14 protein-coding genes and 2 tRNA genes are annotated in these 16736 nt (G+C 61.9%); 11 read left to right on the top strand and 5 right to left on the bottom strand.

The genetic code is table 11. From position 1 onward, the window contains the following. Nucleotides 1-136: 136 nt before the first annotated feature. Together ACK3BK_RS22650 and ACK3BK_RS22645 are read right to left on the bottom strand one after the other, a co-directional pair. Nucleotides 137-223, bottom strand: a tRNA-Leu gene (locus tag ACK3BK_RS22650). Nucleotides 224-304: 81 nt separating this feature from the next. Further along, nucleotides 305-391 (bottom strand) — tRNA-Leu (locus ACK3BK_RS22645). Between the two features lie 273 nt (nt 392-664). On the opposite strand from ACK3BK_RS22645, the gene rnr reads away from it, so the two are divergent. From rnr to ACK3BK_RS22605, 8 genes are all read left to right on the top strand, one after another. Next, nucleotides 665-3265 carry a ribonuclease R gene (gene rnr, locus ACK3BK_RS22640; protein ID WP_411383370.1) on the top strand — a complete coding sequence of 867 codons (2601 nt, stop codon included), beginning with the start codon at nt 665-667 and terminating at the stop codon, nt 3263-3265. Then, entirely contained in the window at nt 3262-4008 is a 747-nt protein-coding gene (rlmB, locus tag ACK3BK_RS22635) for a 23S rRNA (guanosine(2251)-2'-O)-methyltransferase RlmB (RefSeq protein WP_411383369.1), read from the top strand. Before rnr ends, rlmB begins: the two co-directional genes overlap by 4 nt. Nucleotides 4009-4324: 316 nt before the next feature. Further along, entirely contained in the window at nt 4325-4750 is a 426-nt protein-coding gene (gene rpsF, locus ACK3BK_RS22630; protein ID WP_029612766.1) for a 30S ribosomal protein S6, read from the top strand. Between the two features lie 28 nt (nt 4751-4778). Next, nucleotides 4779-5009, top strand: coding sequence for a 30S ribosomal protein S18 (gene rpsR / locus ACK3BK_RS22625; protein ID WP_003249563.1), 231 nt, complete (start codon nt 4779-4781; stop codon nt 5007-5009). A 33-nt stretch (nt 5010-5042) separates the two neighbouring features. Then, the gene (locus ACK3BK_RS22620; RefSeq protein ID WP_186665938.1) at nt 5043-5933 is read left to right on the top strand and encodes a hypothetical protein; all 891 of its coding nucleotides are present in this window, start codon (nt 5043-5045) and stop codon (nt 5931-5933) included. Between the two features lie 20 nt (nt 5934-5953). Beyond that, on the top strand, nt 5954-6400 hold the full coding sequence (gene rplI / locus ACK3BK_RS22615) for a 50S ribosomal protein L9 (protein WP_003249568.1): 447 nt from the start codon (nt 5954-5956) through the stop codon (nt 6398-6400). 113 nt (nt 6401-6513) lie between these two features. Further along, the gene (dnaB, locus tag ACK3BK_RS22610) at nt 6514-7911 is read left to right on the top strand and encodes a replicative DNA helicase (RefSeq protein WP_054894540.1); all 1398 of its coding nucleotides are present in this window, start codon (nt 6514-6516) and stop codon (nt 7909-7911) included. Between the two features lie 215 nt (nt 7912-8126). After that, a complete protein-coding gene (locus tag ACK3BK_RS22605; protein ID WP_186709692.1) occupies nt 8127-10424 on the top strand; it encodes a YgiQ family radical SAM protein in 2298 nt (765 codons plus the stop codon). 64 nt (nt 10425-10488) lie between these two features. On the opposite strand, the gene ACK3BK_RS22600 is transcribed toward ACK3BK_RS22605, so the two are convergent. Next, complete coding sequence (locus tag ACK3BK_RS22600) at nt 10489-11076, bottom strand: TIGR00730 family Rossman fold protein (RefSeq protein ID WP_186665942.1); 588 nt, start codon at nt 11074-11076, stop codon at nt 10489-10491. A 372-nt stretch (nt 11077-11448) separates the two neighbouring features. Between ACK3BK_RS22600 and azu the strand changes: the two genes are divergently transcribed. Then, on the top strand, nt 11449-11898 hold the full coding sequence (gene azu, locus ACK3BK_RS22595) for an azurin (protein ID WP_186665943.1): 450 nt from the start codon (nt 11449-11451) through the stop codon (nt 11896-11898). A 116-nt stretch (nt 11899-12014) separates the two neighbouring features. Here the strand turns inward: azu and nadE are convergent, their stop codons facing one another. Together nadE and pncB are read right to left on the bottom strand one after the other, a co-directional pair. Further along, nucleotides 12015-12842, bottom strand: coding sequence for an ammonia-dependent NAD(+) synthetase (gene nadE / locus ACK3BK_RS22590; protein WP_411383368.1), 828 nt, complete (start codon nt 12840-12842; stop codon nt 12015-12017). 3 nt (nt 12843-12845) lie between these two features. Next, a complete protein-coding gene (gene pncB / locus ACK3BK_RS22585) occupies nt 12846-14051 on the bottom strand; it encodes a nicotinate phosphoribosyltransferase (RefSeq protein ID WP_411383367.1) in 1206 nt (401 codons plus the stop codon). A gap of 472 nt (nt 14052-14523) precedes the next feature. On the opposite strand from pncB, the gene ACK3BK_RS22580 reads away from it, so the two are divergent. Together ACK3BK_RS22580 and ACK3BK_RS22575 are read left to right on the top strand one after the other, a co-directional pair. Further along, on the top strand, nt 14524-15660 hold the full coding sequence (locus ACK3BK_RS22580) for a branched-chain amino acid ABC transporter substrate-binding protein (protein WP_411383366.1): 1137 nt from the start codon (nt 14524-14526) through the stop codon (nt 15658-15660). A gap of 159 nt (nt 15661-15819) precedes the next feature. Next, entirely contained in the window at nt 15820-16734 is a 915-nt protein-coding gene (locus tag ACK3BK_RS22575) for an ABC transporter permease subunit (protein ID WP_186665947.1), read from the top strand. The last annotated feature ends 2 nt before the right edge of the window (nt 16735-16736 follow it).

Here is a 16736-nt window from a genome sequence, read left to right as displayed (position 1 = left end):
AAACAATGGTAAACGAAATCGTTTCTCATGTGGCCGTATGAGGGCAAATAGTCGGGGGGAGGCGGATGCTGGCGCGGCGGGAGGGCAAAAAACGCAGGCAAGAAAAAACCCACTAGCAAGCTAGTGGGTTTTTATATGGTGCCCAGGAGAAGACTCGAACTTCCACGACCGTTAAGTCACTGATACCTGAAACCAGCGCGTCTACCAATTCCGCCACCTGGGCAAAGCTTTTACATCTACTGCATGAAACTTGAATCGTGTTGCTGAATGACAGAAAAACCTGCTATCTATCACTCGAAATATTTGGTGCCCAGGAGAAGACTCGAACTTCCACGACCGTTAAGTCACTGATACCTGAAACCAGCGCGTCTACCAATTCCGCCACCTGGGCACACATTTTGTCGAGGTCACATGATGCTTTACATCAGGTTTCATCTCAACTACAACGTCGGCTGTCCGTCGTTGTGGTGCGCACTATACGGATGCCCCTGAGGGCTGTAAAGCCCCGGATCGAAAAAAATTTCAAAAAATTCAAGTTGTTGATTCCAGTGACCTATTGCCGCTGCCGGGGCGCCCGGCAGGGGCTGTCCAAGGCAAAGATTTCCGGTTTCAATACGCGTATGCCAGAATCCCTATCTATATACCCCAAGGTGAACCCCTTCTGATGGCCGATTGGCAATCCCTCGATCCCGAGGCCGCTCGCGAAGCGGAAAAATACGAGAATCCCATCCCCAGCCGTGAGCTGATCCTGCAGCGCCTTGCCGACCGTGGCGAACCCGCCGCGCGCGAGGAGCTGGCGGCAGAGTTCGGTCTGTACGAAGAAGACCAGATCGAGGCCCTGCGCCGCCGTCTGCGCGCAATGGAGCGTGATGGTCAGCTTATCTATACCCGGCGCGGCACCTATGCCCCGGTAGACAAGCTCGACCTGATCTGCGGCCGTGTCTCCGGCCACCGCGATGGCTTCGGCTTCCTGATCCCCGACGACGGCAGCGAAGACCTGTTCCTCAGCCCGGCACAGATGCGCCTGGTGTTCGACGGCGACCGTGGCCTTGCCCGGGTCTCTGGTGTCGATCGCCGTGGTCGCCGCGAAGGCGTGCTGGTCGAGATCATCTCCCGCGCCCATGAAAGCGTGGTTGGCCGCTACTTCGAAGAAGGCGGCATCGGCTATGTGACCCCCGACAACCCGAAGATCCAGCAGGAAGTGCTGGTGACTGCGGGGCGCAACGGCGGCGCCAAGATCGGCCAGTTCGTCGAGATCAAGATCACTCACTGGCCGACCCCGCGGTTCCAGCCGCAAGGTGACGTGGTCGAGGTGATCGGCAATTACATGGCGCCGGGCATGGAGATCGATGTCGCCCTGCGCAGCTACGACATTCCGCACGTCTGGCCCAAGGACGTGATCAAGGAAGCGCGCAAGTTCCGCTCCGAAGTCGAAGAGAAGGACAAGGAAAAGCGCATCGACCTGCGCCACCTGCCGTTCGTCACCATCGACGGCGAGGACGCCCGCGACTTCGACGATGCCGTCTATTGCGAGCCTTTGGGCAAGCTGCGCCTGTTCTCCGGCGGCTGGCGCCTGTACGTGGCGATCGCCGACGTTTCCAGCTACGTGCGCCTGGGCTCGGCCCTGGACGTCGAGGCCCAGCAGCGCGGCAACTCGGTGTACTTCCCCGAGCGTGTGATTCCGATGCTGCCCGAGGAACTCTCCAACGGCCTTTGCTCGCTGAATCCGCATGTCGATCGCCTGGCCATGGTCTGCGAGATGACCATCAACAAGGCCGGCCAGATGGTCGACTACCAGTTCTATGAAGGCGTGATCCACTCCCATGCGCGTCTGACCTACAACAAGGTCAGCAGCATGCTCGAGCACTCCCGCACTCGCGAAGGCAAGGCGCTGCGTGAGGAGTACAGCGCAGTCCTGCCGGACCTCAAGCACCTCTACGCGCTGTACAAGGTGCTGGTCGATGCCCGCCATATCCGTGGTGCAATCGACTTTGAAACCCAGGAAACCCGGATCATCTTCGGCGAAGACCGCAAGATCGACGAAATTCGTCCGACCGTGCGCAACGACGCCCACAAGCTGATCGAGGAATGCATGCTGGCGGCCAACGTCGCCACCGCCGAGTTCCTGCAAAAGCACAACGTGCCGTCGCTGTACCGCGTGCACGATGGTCCGCCACCGGAGCGCCTGGAAAAACTGCGCGCCTTCCTCGGTGAGCTGGGGCTGTCGCTGCACAAGGGCAAGGATCCATCGCCGAAGGACTACCAGGCCCTGCTGGCGAGCATCGCCGGGCGCCCGGACTTCCACCTGATCCAGACCGTCATGCTGCGCTCGCTGAGCCAGGCGGTGTACAGCACGGAGAACAACGGCCACTTCGGCCTGAACTACGAGGCTTACACCCACTTCACCTCGCCGATCCGCCGTTACCCTGACCTGCTGGTGCACCGCGCCATCCGCAGCGTGATCCGCTCGAAGATCGATACTCCGCACGTCAAGCGCGCCGGTGCGATGAGCATTCCCAAGGCGCGGATCTACCCGTACGACGAGAACAGCCTCGAGCAGATGGGCGAGCAGTGCTCGATGACCGAGCGCCGCGCCGATGAAGCCACCCGCGACGTGGTCAACTGGCTCAAGTGCGAATACATGCGCGACCGCGTGGGTGAGACTTTCCCAGGCGTGATCACCGCAGTGACCGGTTTCGGCCTGTTCATCGAGTTGACCGACATCTATGTCGAAGGCCTGGTGCACGTCAGTGCGCTGCCGGGCGATTACTACCACTTCGATCCTGTGCACCATCGCCTGGCCGGTGAGCGTACTGGCCGCAGCTTCCGCCTGGGCGACACCATCGAAGTCAAGGTGATGCGCGTCGACCTCGAGCAGCGCAAGATCGACTTCGAGCTTTCCGAGGCCGCGATCAAGGCGCCGGGCGGCCGCAAGCCGCGTAGCGAATCGGCTGACACCGGCAAGCCTGCGGGCACCAAAGGTTCGGTCAAGTCCGAGCCTGCACCGGCTACCGAGGCGAAGATTTCGCCCAAGCCGCGCAGCCGCAAGAGCGAAGCTTCCGAGGCCTACTTCCCGAAAGATGCCGTGCAGCGTAATGCCGAGGTGCGCAAGAGCCGCGAAATGAAGAAGGCGCTGATGGGGGATGCGCGGCAGCACACCAGTGCCAAGGCCGAGAAGGGCACCAAGGCGTCCGGCAAGACCAAGCATCGCAAAGGCCCGTCGAAGTCCGGCGCGCCACGTAAGGGCAAGAGCGGCAAGTCATGAGTCAGCTGGAAAAAATCTACGGCGTGCATGCCGTGCAGGCGTTGTTGCAGCACCATCCCAAGCGGGTCAAGCAGATCTGGTTGTCGGAAGGGCGTAGCGAGCCACGTCTTCAGACGCTGCTGGCGCTGGCTGCAGAAAACCGCGTTGCGGTCGGCCAGGCCGAGCGCCGTGAGCTGGACGCCTGGGTCGAGGGCGTGCACCAGGGTGTGGTCGCCGAGGTGAACCCCAGCCAAGTGTGGGGCGAGGCGATGCTCGAGGAGTTGCTCGAGCGCACCGAGACGCCGCCGCTGATCCTGGTGCTCGACGGTGTCACCGACCCGCACAACCTCGGCGCCTGCCTGCGCACCGCCGATGCTGCGGGCGCGACGGCCGTGGTGATTCCCAAGGACAAGTCGGCCACGCTCACCGGCGTGGTGCGCAAGGTCGCCTGTGGCGCTGCCGAGGTGATTCCGCTGGTGGCCGTGACGAACCTGGCGCGTACCCTGGAGAAACTCCAGCAGCGTGGCCTTTGGGTGGTCGGCACTGCTGGCGAAGCGGAGCAGGAGATCTATCAGCAGGACCTCACCGGGCCCCTGGTGATGATCATGGGCGCCGAAGGCAAGGGCATGCGCCGCCTGACCCGCGAGCATTGCGACTTCCTGGTGAAGCTGCCGATGGCCGGCAGTGTCAGCAGCCTGAACGTCTCGGTGGCGACCGGGGTGTGTCTGTTCGAGGCGGTGAGGCAGCGTCAGGCCAAGCGTTGAGAGCCTGAAGCGGCGGCGTTCCTTTCGCGGGCAAGTCGGACCGCCGAACCGCCGCTCCCACGGGGCCTGTGCAGGTCTGTAGGAGCGGGCTTGCCCGCGAAAGAGTCACCGCCGCTCTCACATACCCCGCCAATATGTTTCCGACTGTTCAAATAATCGCCAATCACCTTGCTTGTCCAACCCGCCTTCTCTACAATTGCGCCCCTTGCCGGGCTGGCAGGTGCGCATGCGCCTTCCCTCAAGCAAGACATACAGTGTCATTCACTCCTTGTCTGACCAGATTCGCTGGCAGACTACTAACCCGTAAGGAGCATTCATGCGTCATTACGAAATCATCTTCCTGGTTCACCCGGACCAGAGCGAGCAAGTCGGCGGCATGGTCGAGCGTTACACCAAGCTGATCGAAGAAGATGGTGGCAAGATCCACCGCCTGGAAGACTGGGGCCGTCGTCAACTGGCCTACGCAATCAACAATGTTCACAAGGCTCACTACGTGATGCTGAACGTTGAGTGCACCGGCAAGGCCCTGGCCGAGCTGGAAGACAACTTCCGCTACAACGATGCCGTGATCCGTAACCTGGTCATCCGTCGTGACGAAGCCGTTACCGGCCAGTCCGAGATGCTGAAGGCTGAAGAGAACCGCAGCGAGCGCCGTGAGCGTCGCGAGCGTCCTGAGCATGCTGACTCCGCCGATGGCGACGACAGCAATGACAGCGACTCCAGCGATAACGCTGACGAGTAATCCACGGACCTTTAGAGGAGCCTATTAAATGGCACGTTTCTTCCGTCGTCGTAAATTCTGCCGCTTCACTGCTGAAGACGTGAAAGAGATCGACTTCAAAGATCTCAACACCCTGAAAGCTTACGTATCCGAAACCGGCAAGATCGTTCCAAGCCGTATCACTGGTACCAAAGCTCGTTATCAGCGTCAGCTGGCTACCGCTATCAAGCGCGCCCGCTTCCTGGCCCTGCTGCCCTACACCGACAGCCACGGCCGCTGAGACCGGGTCGTCGACAAGCAGTAAGGGATAGGCATGCGAGCGTTGGCTGATTTCATCATGCGCGGTCGTGTGCAGGCCACTGTCGTGGTGGCTGGTTGTGCGGCATTGCCGCTGTTGTTCTGGTTGAGTGCCGCCGCCGGGAGCCTGGTGTTCCTGCGGCGTGGTTTCAAGGACGCATCCTCGGTCATCGTGTGGGGCATCTTGCCCGCGCTGGCCTGGTGGGTCTTCGGCGAGCCGCGCACCTTGATGGTGTTGCTGGGGACGCTGGGGCTGGCTGCGCTGTTGCGCGCCGGGCATTCCTGGAACCGGGTGCTGTTGTCCAGCATCGCCTTGGGCCTGTTGTACGGTGTCATCCTCGGTTCAGTGTTCCGCGAACCGATCGAAGCTCTGGCGCGAGCGCTTGAAAAAGCCCTGCCGCAGATGCTCGACGGTCTCTACCAGCAGTTGACGGTAGAGGAGCAGGCACACCTGGGGGCACTCATCGTACCGGTGCTCAACGGCCTGATTGCAGCTTTGCTGCAGGTCGTCAGCGTTCTGGCCCTGATGTTGGGCCGGTACTGGCAGGCCGCGTTGTACAACCCGGGAGGTTTCGGCCGCGAGTTTCAAGCGGTGCGGATTCCCCTGGTGCCGGCACTGGTGCTGCTGGCGTGCATGGTGTTCGGACCGAACTTCGGTTCCGCCGTCGCCTTGCTTACGCCGCTGTGCAGTGTGCCGCTCATGTTCGCGGGCATCGCCCTGCTGCATGGGCTGGTAGCCCAGAAACGCCTGGCCAGGTTCTGGCTGGTGGGGTTGTACGTCACGCTGGTGCTGTTCATGCAGCTGACCTATCCGTTGCTCGTGGTCTTGGCCATTGTCGACAGCCTGATTGATTTTCGCGGTCGCCACTCCCCCAAGGGGAATGATTCCGCGAACGGTGAAGGTTAAAAGTTAAGAGGTTTTACCAAATGGAACTGATCCTGCTGGAAAAAGTCGCCAACCTGGGCAACCTGGGCGACAAAGTAAAAGTTAAGGCTGGTTACGGCCGTAACTTCCTGCTGCCATTCGGCAAGGCCACCGTTGCCAACGCCGCTAACCTGGCTGCATTCGAAGAGCGTCGCGCAGAGCTGGAAAAAGCCGCTGCCGACAAGAAAGCTTCGGCTGAAAGCCGCGCTGCCCAACTGGCCGAGCTGGAAGTGACCATCACTGCCACCGCTGGCGACGAAGGCAAGCTGTTCGGTTCGATCGGCACCCACGACATCGCTGATGCCCTGACCGCCTCCGGCGTTGAAGTGGCCAAGGCTGAAGTTCGTCTGCCGAACGGCACCATCCGTCAGGTTGGCGAATACGACGTAGCCGTGCACCTGCACAGCGACGTTGAAGCCACCGTACGTGTGGTCGTCGTAGCTGCCTAAGCTGCGCTGACTGACTGGCCCCTCGCGGGCCAGCCGGTTAACATCGGGCACGGTCCTGTTTTTCAGGCCGTGCCCTTTGTCTTTTTGAACCCCCCCAGAATTCTTGCGTGGCCATGAACGAGATTACCAATCCCGAACAGCTCGACCTGCAAACCGCTGCCCTGAAGGTGCCGCCGCATTCCATCGAGGCCGAACAGGCTGTGCTCGGTGGCTTGATGCTGGATAACAACGCCTGGGAGCGAGTGCTGGACCAGGTGTCCGATGGCGATTTCTACCGGCATGACCACCGCCTGATCTTCCGTGCCGTGCACAAGCTGGCCGATGCCAACCAGCCGTTCGACGTGGTCACCCTGCACGAGCAACTGGACAAGGAAGGCCTATCGACCCAGGTCGGTGGCCTGGCGTACCTGGCCGAGCTGGCCAAGAACACTCCGTCGGTGGCCAACATCAAGGCCTACGCCGCGATCATCCGCGAGCGGGCGACGCTGCGCCAATTGATCAGCATCAGTACCGACATCGCCGACAACGCCTTCAACCCGCAAGGGCGCAACGCCGAAGAGATTCTCGACGACGCCGAGCGGCAGATCTTCCAGATCGCCGAGGCGCGGCCCAAGACCGGTGGCCCGGTGGGGGTCAACGAGCTGTTGACCATGGCCATCGACCGCATCGACACCTTGTTCAACTCCGACAGCGACATCACCGGTGTGTCCACCGGCTTCACCGACCTGGACGAGAAGACCAGCGGCCTGCAGCCCGCCGACCTGGTCATCGTCGCCGGCCGTCCGTCGATGGGCAAGACCACCTTCGCCATGAACCTGGTCGAGAACGCTGTACTGCGCAGCGACAAGGCCGTGCTGGTGTTCTCCCTCGAGATGCCTGGCGAATCACTGATCATGCGTATGCTCTCGTCGCTGGGGCGCATCGACCAGACCAAGGTCCGTTCCGGCCAGCTCGACGACGACGACTGGCCGCGCCTGACCTCGGCGGTCAATCTGCTCAATGACCGCAAGCTGTTCATCGACGACACCGCCGGGATCAGCCCCTCGGAGATGCGTGCTCGTACCCGCCGCCTGGCGCGCGAGCACGGCGAGATCGCGCTGATCATGGTCGACTACCTGCAGCTGATGCAGATCCCGGGCTCGGCTGGTGACAACCGGACCAACGAAATTTCCGAGATCTCGCGCTCGCTCAAGGCCCTGGCCAAGGAATTCAACTGCCCGGTCATCGCCCTGTCCCAGCTCAACCGCTCCCTGGAGCAGCGTCCGAACAAACGCCCGGTGAACTCCGACTTGCGTGAATCCGGTGCAATCGAGCAGGACGCCGACGTGATCATGTTCGTCTACCGTGACGAGGTGTATCACCCAGAGACCGAGCACAAGGGCGTGGCGGAAATCATCATCGGCAAGCAGCGTAACGGCCCGATCGGTTTTGTACGCCTGGCCTTCATCGGCAAGTACACCCGCTTCGAGAACCTCGCGCCGGGCATGTACAACTTCGACGACGACGAATAACCACCCGGAACTGAATCGGCCCCTCTGTGGGAGCGGGTTTACCCGCGAATGCGAGGTTGAACCCGCCATCGCATTCGCGGGTAAACCCGCTCCCACAGGGGGCGATGTTTTTCTGGGCGATCACTATGATTCCGACCACCACCGTCGGATTTGGTCAAAATTTGTGCTATATTCCGCGCCCGCGATTTCCCTGCACACCAGAACCGGTCACTGACATGCAAGCAGCCAAACCACTCTACGACTATCCCAAGTACTGGGCCGAATGCTTCGGGCCAGCGCCTTTCCTGCCAATGAGCAGGGAGGAGATGGATCAGCTCGGCTGGGACTCCTGCGACATCATCATCGTGACCGGTGACGCCTACGTCGACCATCCGTCGTTCGGCATGGCCATCATCGGCCGCCTGCTGGAAGCCCAGGGCTTTCGCGTCGGCATCATCGCCCAGCCGAACTGGCAGTCCAAAGACGACTTCATGAAGCTCGGCGAGCCGAACCTGTTCTTCGGTGTCGCGGCCGGCAACATGGACTCGATGATCAACCGCTACACCGCCGACAAGAAGGTCCGTTCCGACGACGCCTACACGCCTGGTGGCCTGGCCGGCAGCCGTCCGGACCGCGCCAGCCTGGTGTACAGCCAGCGCTGCAAGGAAGCCTACAAGCACGTGCCGATCGTGCTCGGTGGCATCGAGGCGTCGCTGCGCCGCATCGCCCATTACGACTACTGGCAGGACAAGGTCCGCCACTCGATCCTGGTCGATGCCAGCGCCGATATCCTGCTGTTCGGCAATGCCGAGCGGGCGGTGGTCGAGGTTGCCCAGCGCTTGTCCAACGGCGAGAAGATCGAATCCATCACCGACGTGCGTGGCACTGCGTTCATCCGTCGTGACACCCCCGAGGGCTGGTACGAGATCGACTCCACCCGCATCGACCGTCCGGGCCGTGTCGACAAGATCATCAACCCCTACGTCAACACCCAGGATACCCAGGCCTGCGCCATCGAGCAGGCCAAGGGCGAGGTGGAAGACCCGAACGAAGCCAAGGTCGTACAGATTCTCGACAGCCCGCGCGTGACCCGCGAGAAGTCGGTGATCCGTCTGCCATCGTTCGAGAAGGTACGCAACGACCCGGTGCTCTATGCCCACGCCAACCGCGTGCTGCACCTGGAGACCAACCCGGGCAACGCCCGCGCCCTGGTGCAGAAGCATGGTGAAGTGGATGTGTGGTTCAACCCGCCACCCATTCCCATGAGCACCGAGGAAATGGACTACGTGTTCGGCATGCCCTACGCGCGCGTGCCGCACCCGGCCTACGGCAAGGAGCGTATCCCGGCCTACGAGATGATCCGTTTCTCGGTGAACATCATGCGTGGCTGTTTCGGCGGCTGCACCTTCTGCTCGATCACCGAGCACGAAGGCCGGATCATCCAGAACCGCTCCCACGAGTCGATCCTGCACGAGATCGAGGAGATGCGTGACAAGGTGCCGGGCTTCACCGGCGTGGTCTCCGACCTGGGCGGCCCGACCGCCAACATGTACCGCATCGCCTGCAAGAGCCACGAGATCGAGAAGCACTGCCGCAAGCCGTCATGCGTGTTCCCGGGGATCTGCGAGAACCTCAACACCGACCACAGCTCGCTGATTTCGCTGTACCGCAAGGCCCGCGCGTTGCCGGGGGTGAAGAAGATCCTCATCGCCTCGGGCCTGCGTTACGACCTGGCGGTCGAGTCGCCGGAGTACGTGAAGGAGCTGGTCACCCACCACGTAGGTGGCTACCTCAAGATCGCCCCGGAGCACACCGAGCGTGGTCCGCTGGACAAGATGATGAAGCCGGGCATCGGCAGCTACGACCGCTTCAAGCGCATGTTCGAGAAATACTCGAAAGAAGCAGGCAAGGAGCAGTACCTGATCCCGTACTTCATCGCGGCGCACCCAGGCACCACCGACGAAGACATGATGAACCTGGCCCTGTGGCTCAAGGGCAACGGTTTCCGCGCCGACCAGGTGCAGGCGTTCTACCCTTCGCCCATGGCCTCGGCCACGGCCATGTACCACTCGGGCAAGAATCCGCTGCGCAAGGTCACCTACAAGAGCGAGGGTGTGGAGATCGTCAAGAGCGACGAGCAGCGCCGCCTGCACAAGGCATTCCTGCGCTACCACGACCCGAAGGGCTGGCCGATGCTGCGTGAAGCGCTGACCCGCATGGGCCGCGCCGACCTGATCGGCCCGGGCAAGCACCAGTTGATCCCGCTGCACCAGCCGCAGACCGACAGCTACCAGAGCGCCCGTCGCAAGAACTCGACGCCTGCCGGTAGCCACAAGGTGGCCAAGGAGCAGAAGATCCTCACCCAGCACAACGGCCTGCCGCCGCGTGCCAGCGATGGCAGCAAGCCGTGGGACAAGCGCGAGAAGGCCAAGGCCGAGGCATTCGCCCGCAACCAGCAGGCGGCCAAGGAGCGCAAGGAAGCGGCCAAGGGCGGTGGCAAGAAGAAGCCGCGTCAGCCCGTTATCCCGCGCTGACCTCCAAGCCTGCATGGAGCATTGTGGGGGCGAAGCGCTGCCCCCACAGGTTCTGTAAAAGCTGTCAATCAGGCTTGTGATCGACCCACTTCGGTGCCACCGGGGCGATGAAGCTGTCCATGCCATCGAGCAACTCATCCGCCCGCTGACCGAGCAACAGCATCGCCCGGTGCTGCGGCCGCACGAAACCTTCCTCGACGATATGGTCGAGGAAGCCGCCAAGCTTTTCATAGAAGCCATTCACATCCAGCAGCCCCAGTGGCTTGGCGTGATAGCCCAGTTGGCCCCAGGTCCAGACTTCGAACAATTCCTCCAGCGTACCCAGCCCACCCGGCAGGGCGATAAAGGCATCGCTGAGTTCGGCCATGCGCGCCTTGCGGGCATGCATGCCGTCGACCACTTCCAGGCGCGTCAACCCTTTGTGGCCAACCTCGGCGTCCATCAGGCTCTGCGGGATGATGCCGATGACTTCGCCACCTGCCGCCATGGCAGCATCGGCGACGATGCCCATGAGGCCGACGGCGCCACCGCCGTAGACCAGGGTCAGGCCGCGGTGGGCGATGGCCTGGCCGAGGGCGATGGCGGCTTCACGATAGGCTGGGTTGGCGCCGATGCTGGCGCCGCAGAAGACACAGACGGAACGTACGGGCATTGCTTATCTCCAGTGCAGTTCACCCACTGCGCAGGCAGTGGGGCACACAGGGTAAGGCGCAATGGCGCGTGCTCCAAGCGTCGAATTCACTCCGGTCGGGCGAACTCATAGACCGCAGCACCGGTTGCGCCGCACGCATAGGCAGCCAACAGGCCGCGCATGAAATTTCCGAGATTCATGGCACTTGCTCCTAAATGAGAGGTTGTCCCATCGTCTATCAAGCAGGCATGATGTGCTCTTAGATTGTTTGTATACAATCCATTGAACAATACTACTGGCTGGCTCATTGATGGCCCTTGACTCAAATCAGCAAGGGTCTGGCCGGTTTCAGGCAGTCTCGCAATTGATAAAACCCTGCCAAGGAGATTCACGATGTTTGCGAAAGCTGTAGCGGTATCCCTGCTGACCCTCGCCAGCGCTTCTGTGTTCGCCGCCGAGTGCTCGGTGACCGTCGACTCGACTGACCAGATGTCCTTCAACACCAAGGAGTTCACCGTCGACAAGAGCTGCAAGGAGTTCACCGTCAAGCTGACCCACTCCGGCAGCCTGCCGAAGAACGTCATGGGTCACAACCTGGTGATCAGCAAGACCGCCGACATGCAGGCCATCGCCAACGAGGGCATGTCCCAAGGGCTGGACAAGGATTACATCAAGGCTGACAACGCCGCGATCATCGCCCACACCAAGATGATCGGCGCGCCTGAGAAGGAAACCGAAGTGAAGTTCGATGCGACCAAGCTCGAAGCCGGTGGCGACTACAGCTTCTTCTGCACCTTCCCGGGCCACATCTCGATGATGAAGGGCAAGGTTGTCGTCAAGTAATGACAGCTATGTAGGGCCTTAGGGCCCCATTCGCGGGCAAGCCCGCTCCCACAGGTTGTTCACTGCCATTGAGAACAGTGAACAACCTGTGGGAGCGGGCTTGCCCGCGAAGCTTTTTATGGGGCGAACGGCAGTTCGCGCTTGTGCTGGGTCTTGCGGTAGGTGGCGACGATGATGTCGAACGCTGCCTGGTCAACCGGCTGCCCATGCAGGAAGGCATCGATCTGCTGATAGGTCACGCCATGTGATGCCTCGTCCGGCTTGCCTGGTTCCAGGTCTTCCAGGTCTGCAGTCGGCACCTTCTCCACCAGCGATTCCGGCGCACCGAAGCTGCGCGCGATCGCCCGCACCTGGTTCTTCACCAGCCCGCTCAGCGGCGCCAGGTCACAGGCACCATCACCGAACTTGGTAAAGAAGCCCATCACCGCCTCGGCGGCGTGGTCGGTGCCGATCACCAGGCCTGCGCGCGCGCCAGCGATGGTGTACTGGGCGACCATGCGGGTGCGCGCCTTGACGTTGCCAACGACGAAGTCGACCAAGGTCGGCGAGCCGTTCTTCAACTCCACCACTTCGGCGGCCAGGGCTCGGACGGCCGGGGCGATATCGACGGTGTGCACTTCGTCTGCCTTGATCACCTCCAGGCAGGCCTGGGCGTCGTGTTCGTCGTGCTGCACCTGGTAGGGCAGGCGTACGGCGATGAAGGTGTAGGCCTTGTCGCCGGTCTCGGCGCGCAGCTCATTGACGGCGCGCTGGGCGAGCAGGGCGGCGGTCAGCGAATCGACGCCGCCGCTGATGCCCAGCACCAGGGTCTTGAGTCGGGCTTTGGCCAGGCAGTCCTTGATGAAGGCCACGCGCCGGGCCACTTCCTTCTCGAGCGCGGCGGCGTCGGCGAAGGGTGGCTGTACCTTGAGCGCCTGGGCAATCTCTTGCTGAACGGCTTGCATGGGTTACTCCTTGCTAGGGACTTTGAATACGTGACGCAGGTAGGCGACGAAGTTCTCGTCGCGGCATTGGGTCTTGGCGGCTTCGTCGGAAATCTTCGCCACTGGCGAGCCGTTGCAGTCGGTCATTTTAAGCACGATGCTCATCGGCGCCACACCCGGGATGTCACAGGTCAGGTTGGTGCCGATGCCGAAGCTGACATTGATGCGGCCGCGCAGTGCGCGGAAGATCTGCAGGGTGCGCGGCAGGTCCAGGCCATCGGAGAACACCAGGGTCTTGGTCATCGGATCGATCCCCAGCTTGCGATAGTGCGCGATGGCCTTTTCCGCCCAGGCCACCGGCTCGCCCGAATCGTGGCGCAGGCCGTCGAAGAGCTTGGCGAAGTACAGGTCGAAGTCGCCGAGGAACGCATCCATGGTGATGCAGTCGGTCAGGGCGATGCCGAGCAGCCCGCGGTACTCGCGTACCCAGCAGTCCAGCGCGGCGATCTGGCTGTCGATCAGCCGCGGGCCGAGCTGCTGGTGGGCCATGATCCATTCATGGGCCATGGTGCCGAGCGGCTTGATATCCAGTTTCCATGCCAGGTCGACGTTGCTGGTGCCGACGAAGCGTGCCGGGAAGTCATCGCGCATCACCCGCACCACTTCTTCCTGCACGCGGCTCGAGAAGCGTCGGCGGGTGCCGAAGTCGGCGACCTGCAGGGCGCCCAGCTCCTCTTCACTGGCATTGGCGCGCAACCAGTCGAACTTGCGATAGAGCTGGTCGCGCGCAGCGTTCAGGCGCATCTGCGGATGCAGGGCGCGGTTGCGCACTTCGCTGATGATCGCCAGCAGCGGCACCTCGAACAGGATCACGTGCAGCCATGGGCCGCGCAGGCGCAGGAACAACTGGTCGTGCTCGATGCCGATGCGCAGGTAGCGCAGGTTGAAGCGGAACAGGCCGAGAAAGCGCAGGAAGTCGGGCTTGAGGAAGCTGATGCGTTCGAGGAACGCCAGTTGGCCGTCGTCGAGGGTGAGGTCGGCCAGCAGTTCGATCTGCCGGCGGATTTCACCCAGATAGGGGCGCAGGTCTTCGCCGTTGCGGCAGCGGAATTCCCATTCCACGTCGGCGTCCGGGTAGTTGTGCAGGACGCCCTGCATCATGGTGAGCTTGTAGAAGTCGGTGTCGAGCAGGTTATGCACGATGCGCTCGGCGAATGCGCTCTCGCTCATTGAATGGCTCCAGGGCGGCGATTGGTGCCTATTGTGCCAGCTTCGAGAGGGAGCCAGGGATTTGTGGTGGCCTCTTTGCGGGGAAACGCCGCCTGAATGCGAAAAGGCCATCATCGATAAACCACCATTCCCCGTCACAACGTCTAGCCTTGAAACAGTGCCTGCCTGTAGCAGTCGCGCACCAGCGGTGTGCACTTCGGTGACGTCATGCTGTTACAGGATGGTTGCACGTAAACACTTGCGAGGGTTGCAATGATGGCACCTTGCGGTTGCTCCTTTGTTTTGCGTTCAGTGGCGCCTGCCCTGTGGCAGACGGTTGCACGCTCAATAAAGAAACGACCGTCGGGCGTCCGCAGCGGCCCGGCGGAGTGTGTTTTCCCGGAATACAAAACTGATGGCACGGCCCTTGCTCGGAGCACGGGGCTGAGAAGTTGTAGTGCCAACCAAAAAAAGACTCTAGGAGCACCACCTCATGTCGCAGACGTTTTACAAGAAAGGTTTCCTGGCACTGGCCGTGGCTACGGCACTGGGTGTTTCTTCCTACGTACAGGCCGACGTAAAGATCGGCGTAGCGGGCCCGATGACCGGCGCCAACGCAGCGTTTGGCGAGCAATACATGAAGGGTGCCCAGGCGGCAGCCGATGTGGTCAACAAGGCTGGCGGCATCAACGGCGAGAAGATCGTCCTGGTCAAGGGCGATGACGCGTGCGAGCCGAAGCAGGCCGTGGCCGTGGCCAACCGCCTGGTCGATCAGGACAAGGTGATCGGCGTGGTCGGACACTTCTGCTCCTCCAACACCATTCCCGCTTCCGAGGTGTACGACGAAGCCGGTGTCATCGCGATCACCCCCGGGTCGACCAACCCGCAGGTCACCGAGCGCGGCCTGTCGGCCATGTTCCGCATGTGCGGTCGTGACGACCAGCAGGGCATCGTCGCTGGCGACTACATCGTCGATGTGCTCAAGGGCAAGAAGGTCGCGGTCCTGCACGACAAGGACACCTATGGCCAGGGCCTGGCCGATGCGACCAAGGCGCAGCTCGAGAAGCGCGGCGTCAAGCCTGTGCTGTACGAAGGCCTGACCCGTGGCGAGAAGGACTTCAGTGCCGTGGTCACCAAGATCCGCGCCAATGGTGCCGACGTCGTCTACTTCGGCGGGCTGCACCCGGAAGCCGGTCCGCTGGTGCGCCAGCTGCGCGAGCAGGGCCTGAAGGACGTCAAGTTCATGTCCGACGACGGTATCGTCACCGACGAACTGGTGGCCACCGCAGGCGGTGCGCAGTACACCGACGGCGTGTACATGACCTTTGGTGCCGACCCGCGCCTGCTGCCAGACAGCAAGGCGGTGGTCGAGGAGTTCCGCAAGGCCGGCACCGAGCCTGAGGGCTACACCCTGTACGCCTACGCCTCGATCCAGGCGCTGGCCGCCGCGTTCAACGGCGCCAAGTCGAACAAGGGCGAAGACGCCGCCAAGTGGCTCAAGGCCAACCCGGTCAAGACCGTCATGGGCGAGAAGAAGTGGGACAGCAAGGGCGACCTGACCGTCTCCGACTACGTGGTCTACCAGTGGGATGCCAACGGCAAGTACCACCAGCTGGAAAAACAAAAATAACAATGGCTTGAAGCCCGGTCGCCTTGGCGCACCGGGCCGCGGCCCCGCGGTATTTGTACTTTATCCGTAGATCTGCACAGTCCTGCGCGGCGAGGGACGCTCTACCCTTGCCCCCGCCGTGGTCGGCGCTCGTGCAATCTCAATAGGTGAGATTGCGTTATGGATGGTATTTTCCTGCAGCAACTGATCAATGGGCTGACCCTCGGGTCTGTCTATGGTCTGATCGCCATCGGCTACACAATGGTCTATGGCATCATCGGCATGATCAACTTCGCGCACGGCGAGGTGTATATGATCTCCGCGTATCTCGCGGCGATCAGCCTGGCATTGCTGGCCTACTTCGGTATCGAATCCTTCCCGCTGCTGATGCTTGGCACGCTGTTGTTCACCATTGTCGTCACCGGTGTCTATGGCTTCACCATCGAGCGCATCGCCTACAAGCCGCTGCGCAACTCCACTCGCCTGGCTCCGCTGATCAGCGCCATCGGCATCTCGCTGATCCTGCAGAACTACGCGCAGCTCAGCCAGGGCGCGCGTCAACAAGGCGTACCGACCCTGCTCGAAGGCGCCTGGCGCGTCGATATCGGCACCGGCTTCGTCCAGCTCACCTACACCAAGATCTTCATCCTGGTTGCCGCCTTCGTCGGCATGGGCCTGCTCACCTACGTGATCAAGTACACCAAGCTCGGGCGCATGTGCCGCGCCACCCAGCAGGACCGCAAGATGGCGTCGATCCTCGGGATCAACACCGACCGCGTGATCTCCTATGTGTTCGTCATCGGTGCGGTGATGGCGGCGCTGGCGGGTGTGCTGATCACCATGAACTACGGCACCTTCGACTTCTACGCGGGCTTCATCATCGGCATCAAGGCGTTCACTGCCGCGGTGCTCGGGGGCATCGGCTCGTTGCCGGGTGCCATGCTCGGCGGGATCATCCTGGGCATCTCCGAATCGCTGTTCTCTGGCCTGGTCAACTCCGACTACAAGGACGTGTTCAGCTTCTCGCTGTTGGTGATGATCCTCATCTTCCGTCCACAAGGCCTGCTCGGTCGCCCGCTCGTGGCTAAGGTGTGATC

Source organism: Pseudomonas sp. L7 (assembly GCF_046605565.1).
In the GTDB taxonomy this organism is placed as follows: domain Bacteria; phylum Pseudomonadota; class Gammaproteobacteria; order Pseudomonadales; family Pseudomonadaceae; genus Aquipseudomonas; species Aquipseudomonas wayambapalatensis.
The sequence above is the reverse complement of the archived record's forward strand: the minus strand, read 5'-3'. Positions and strand labels throughout refer to the sequence as shown.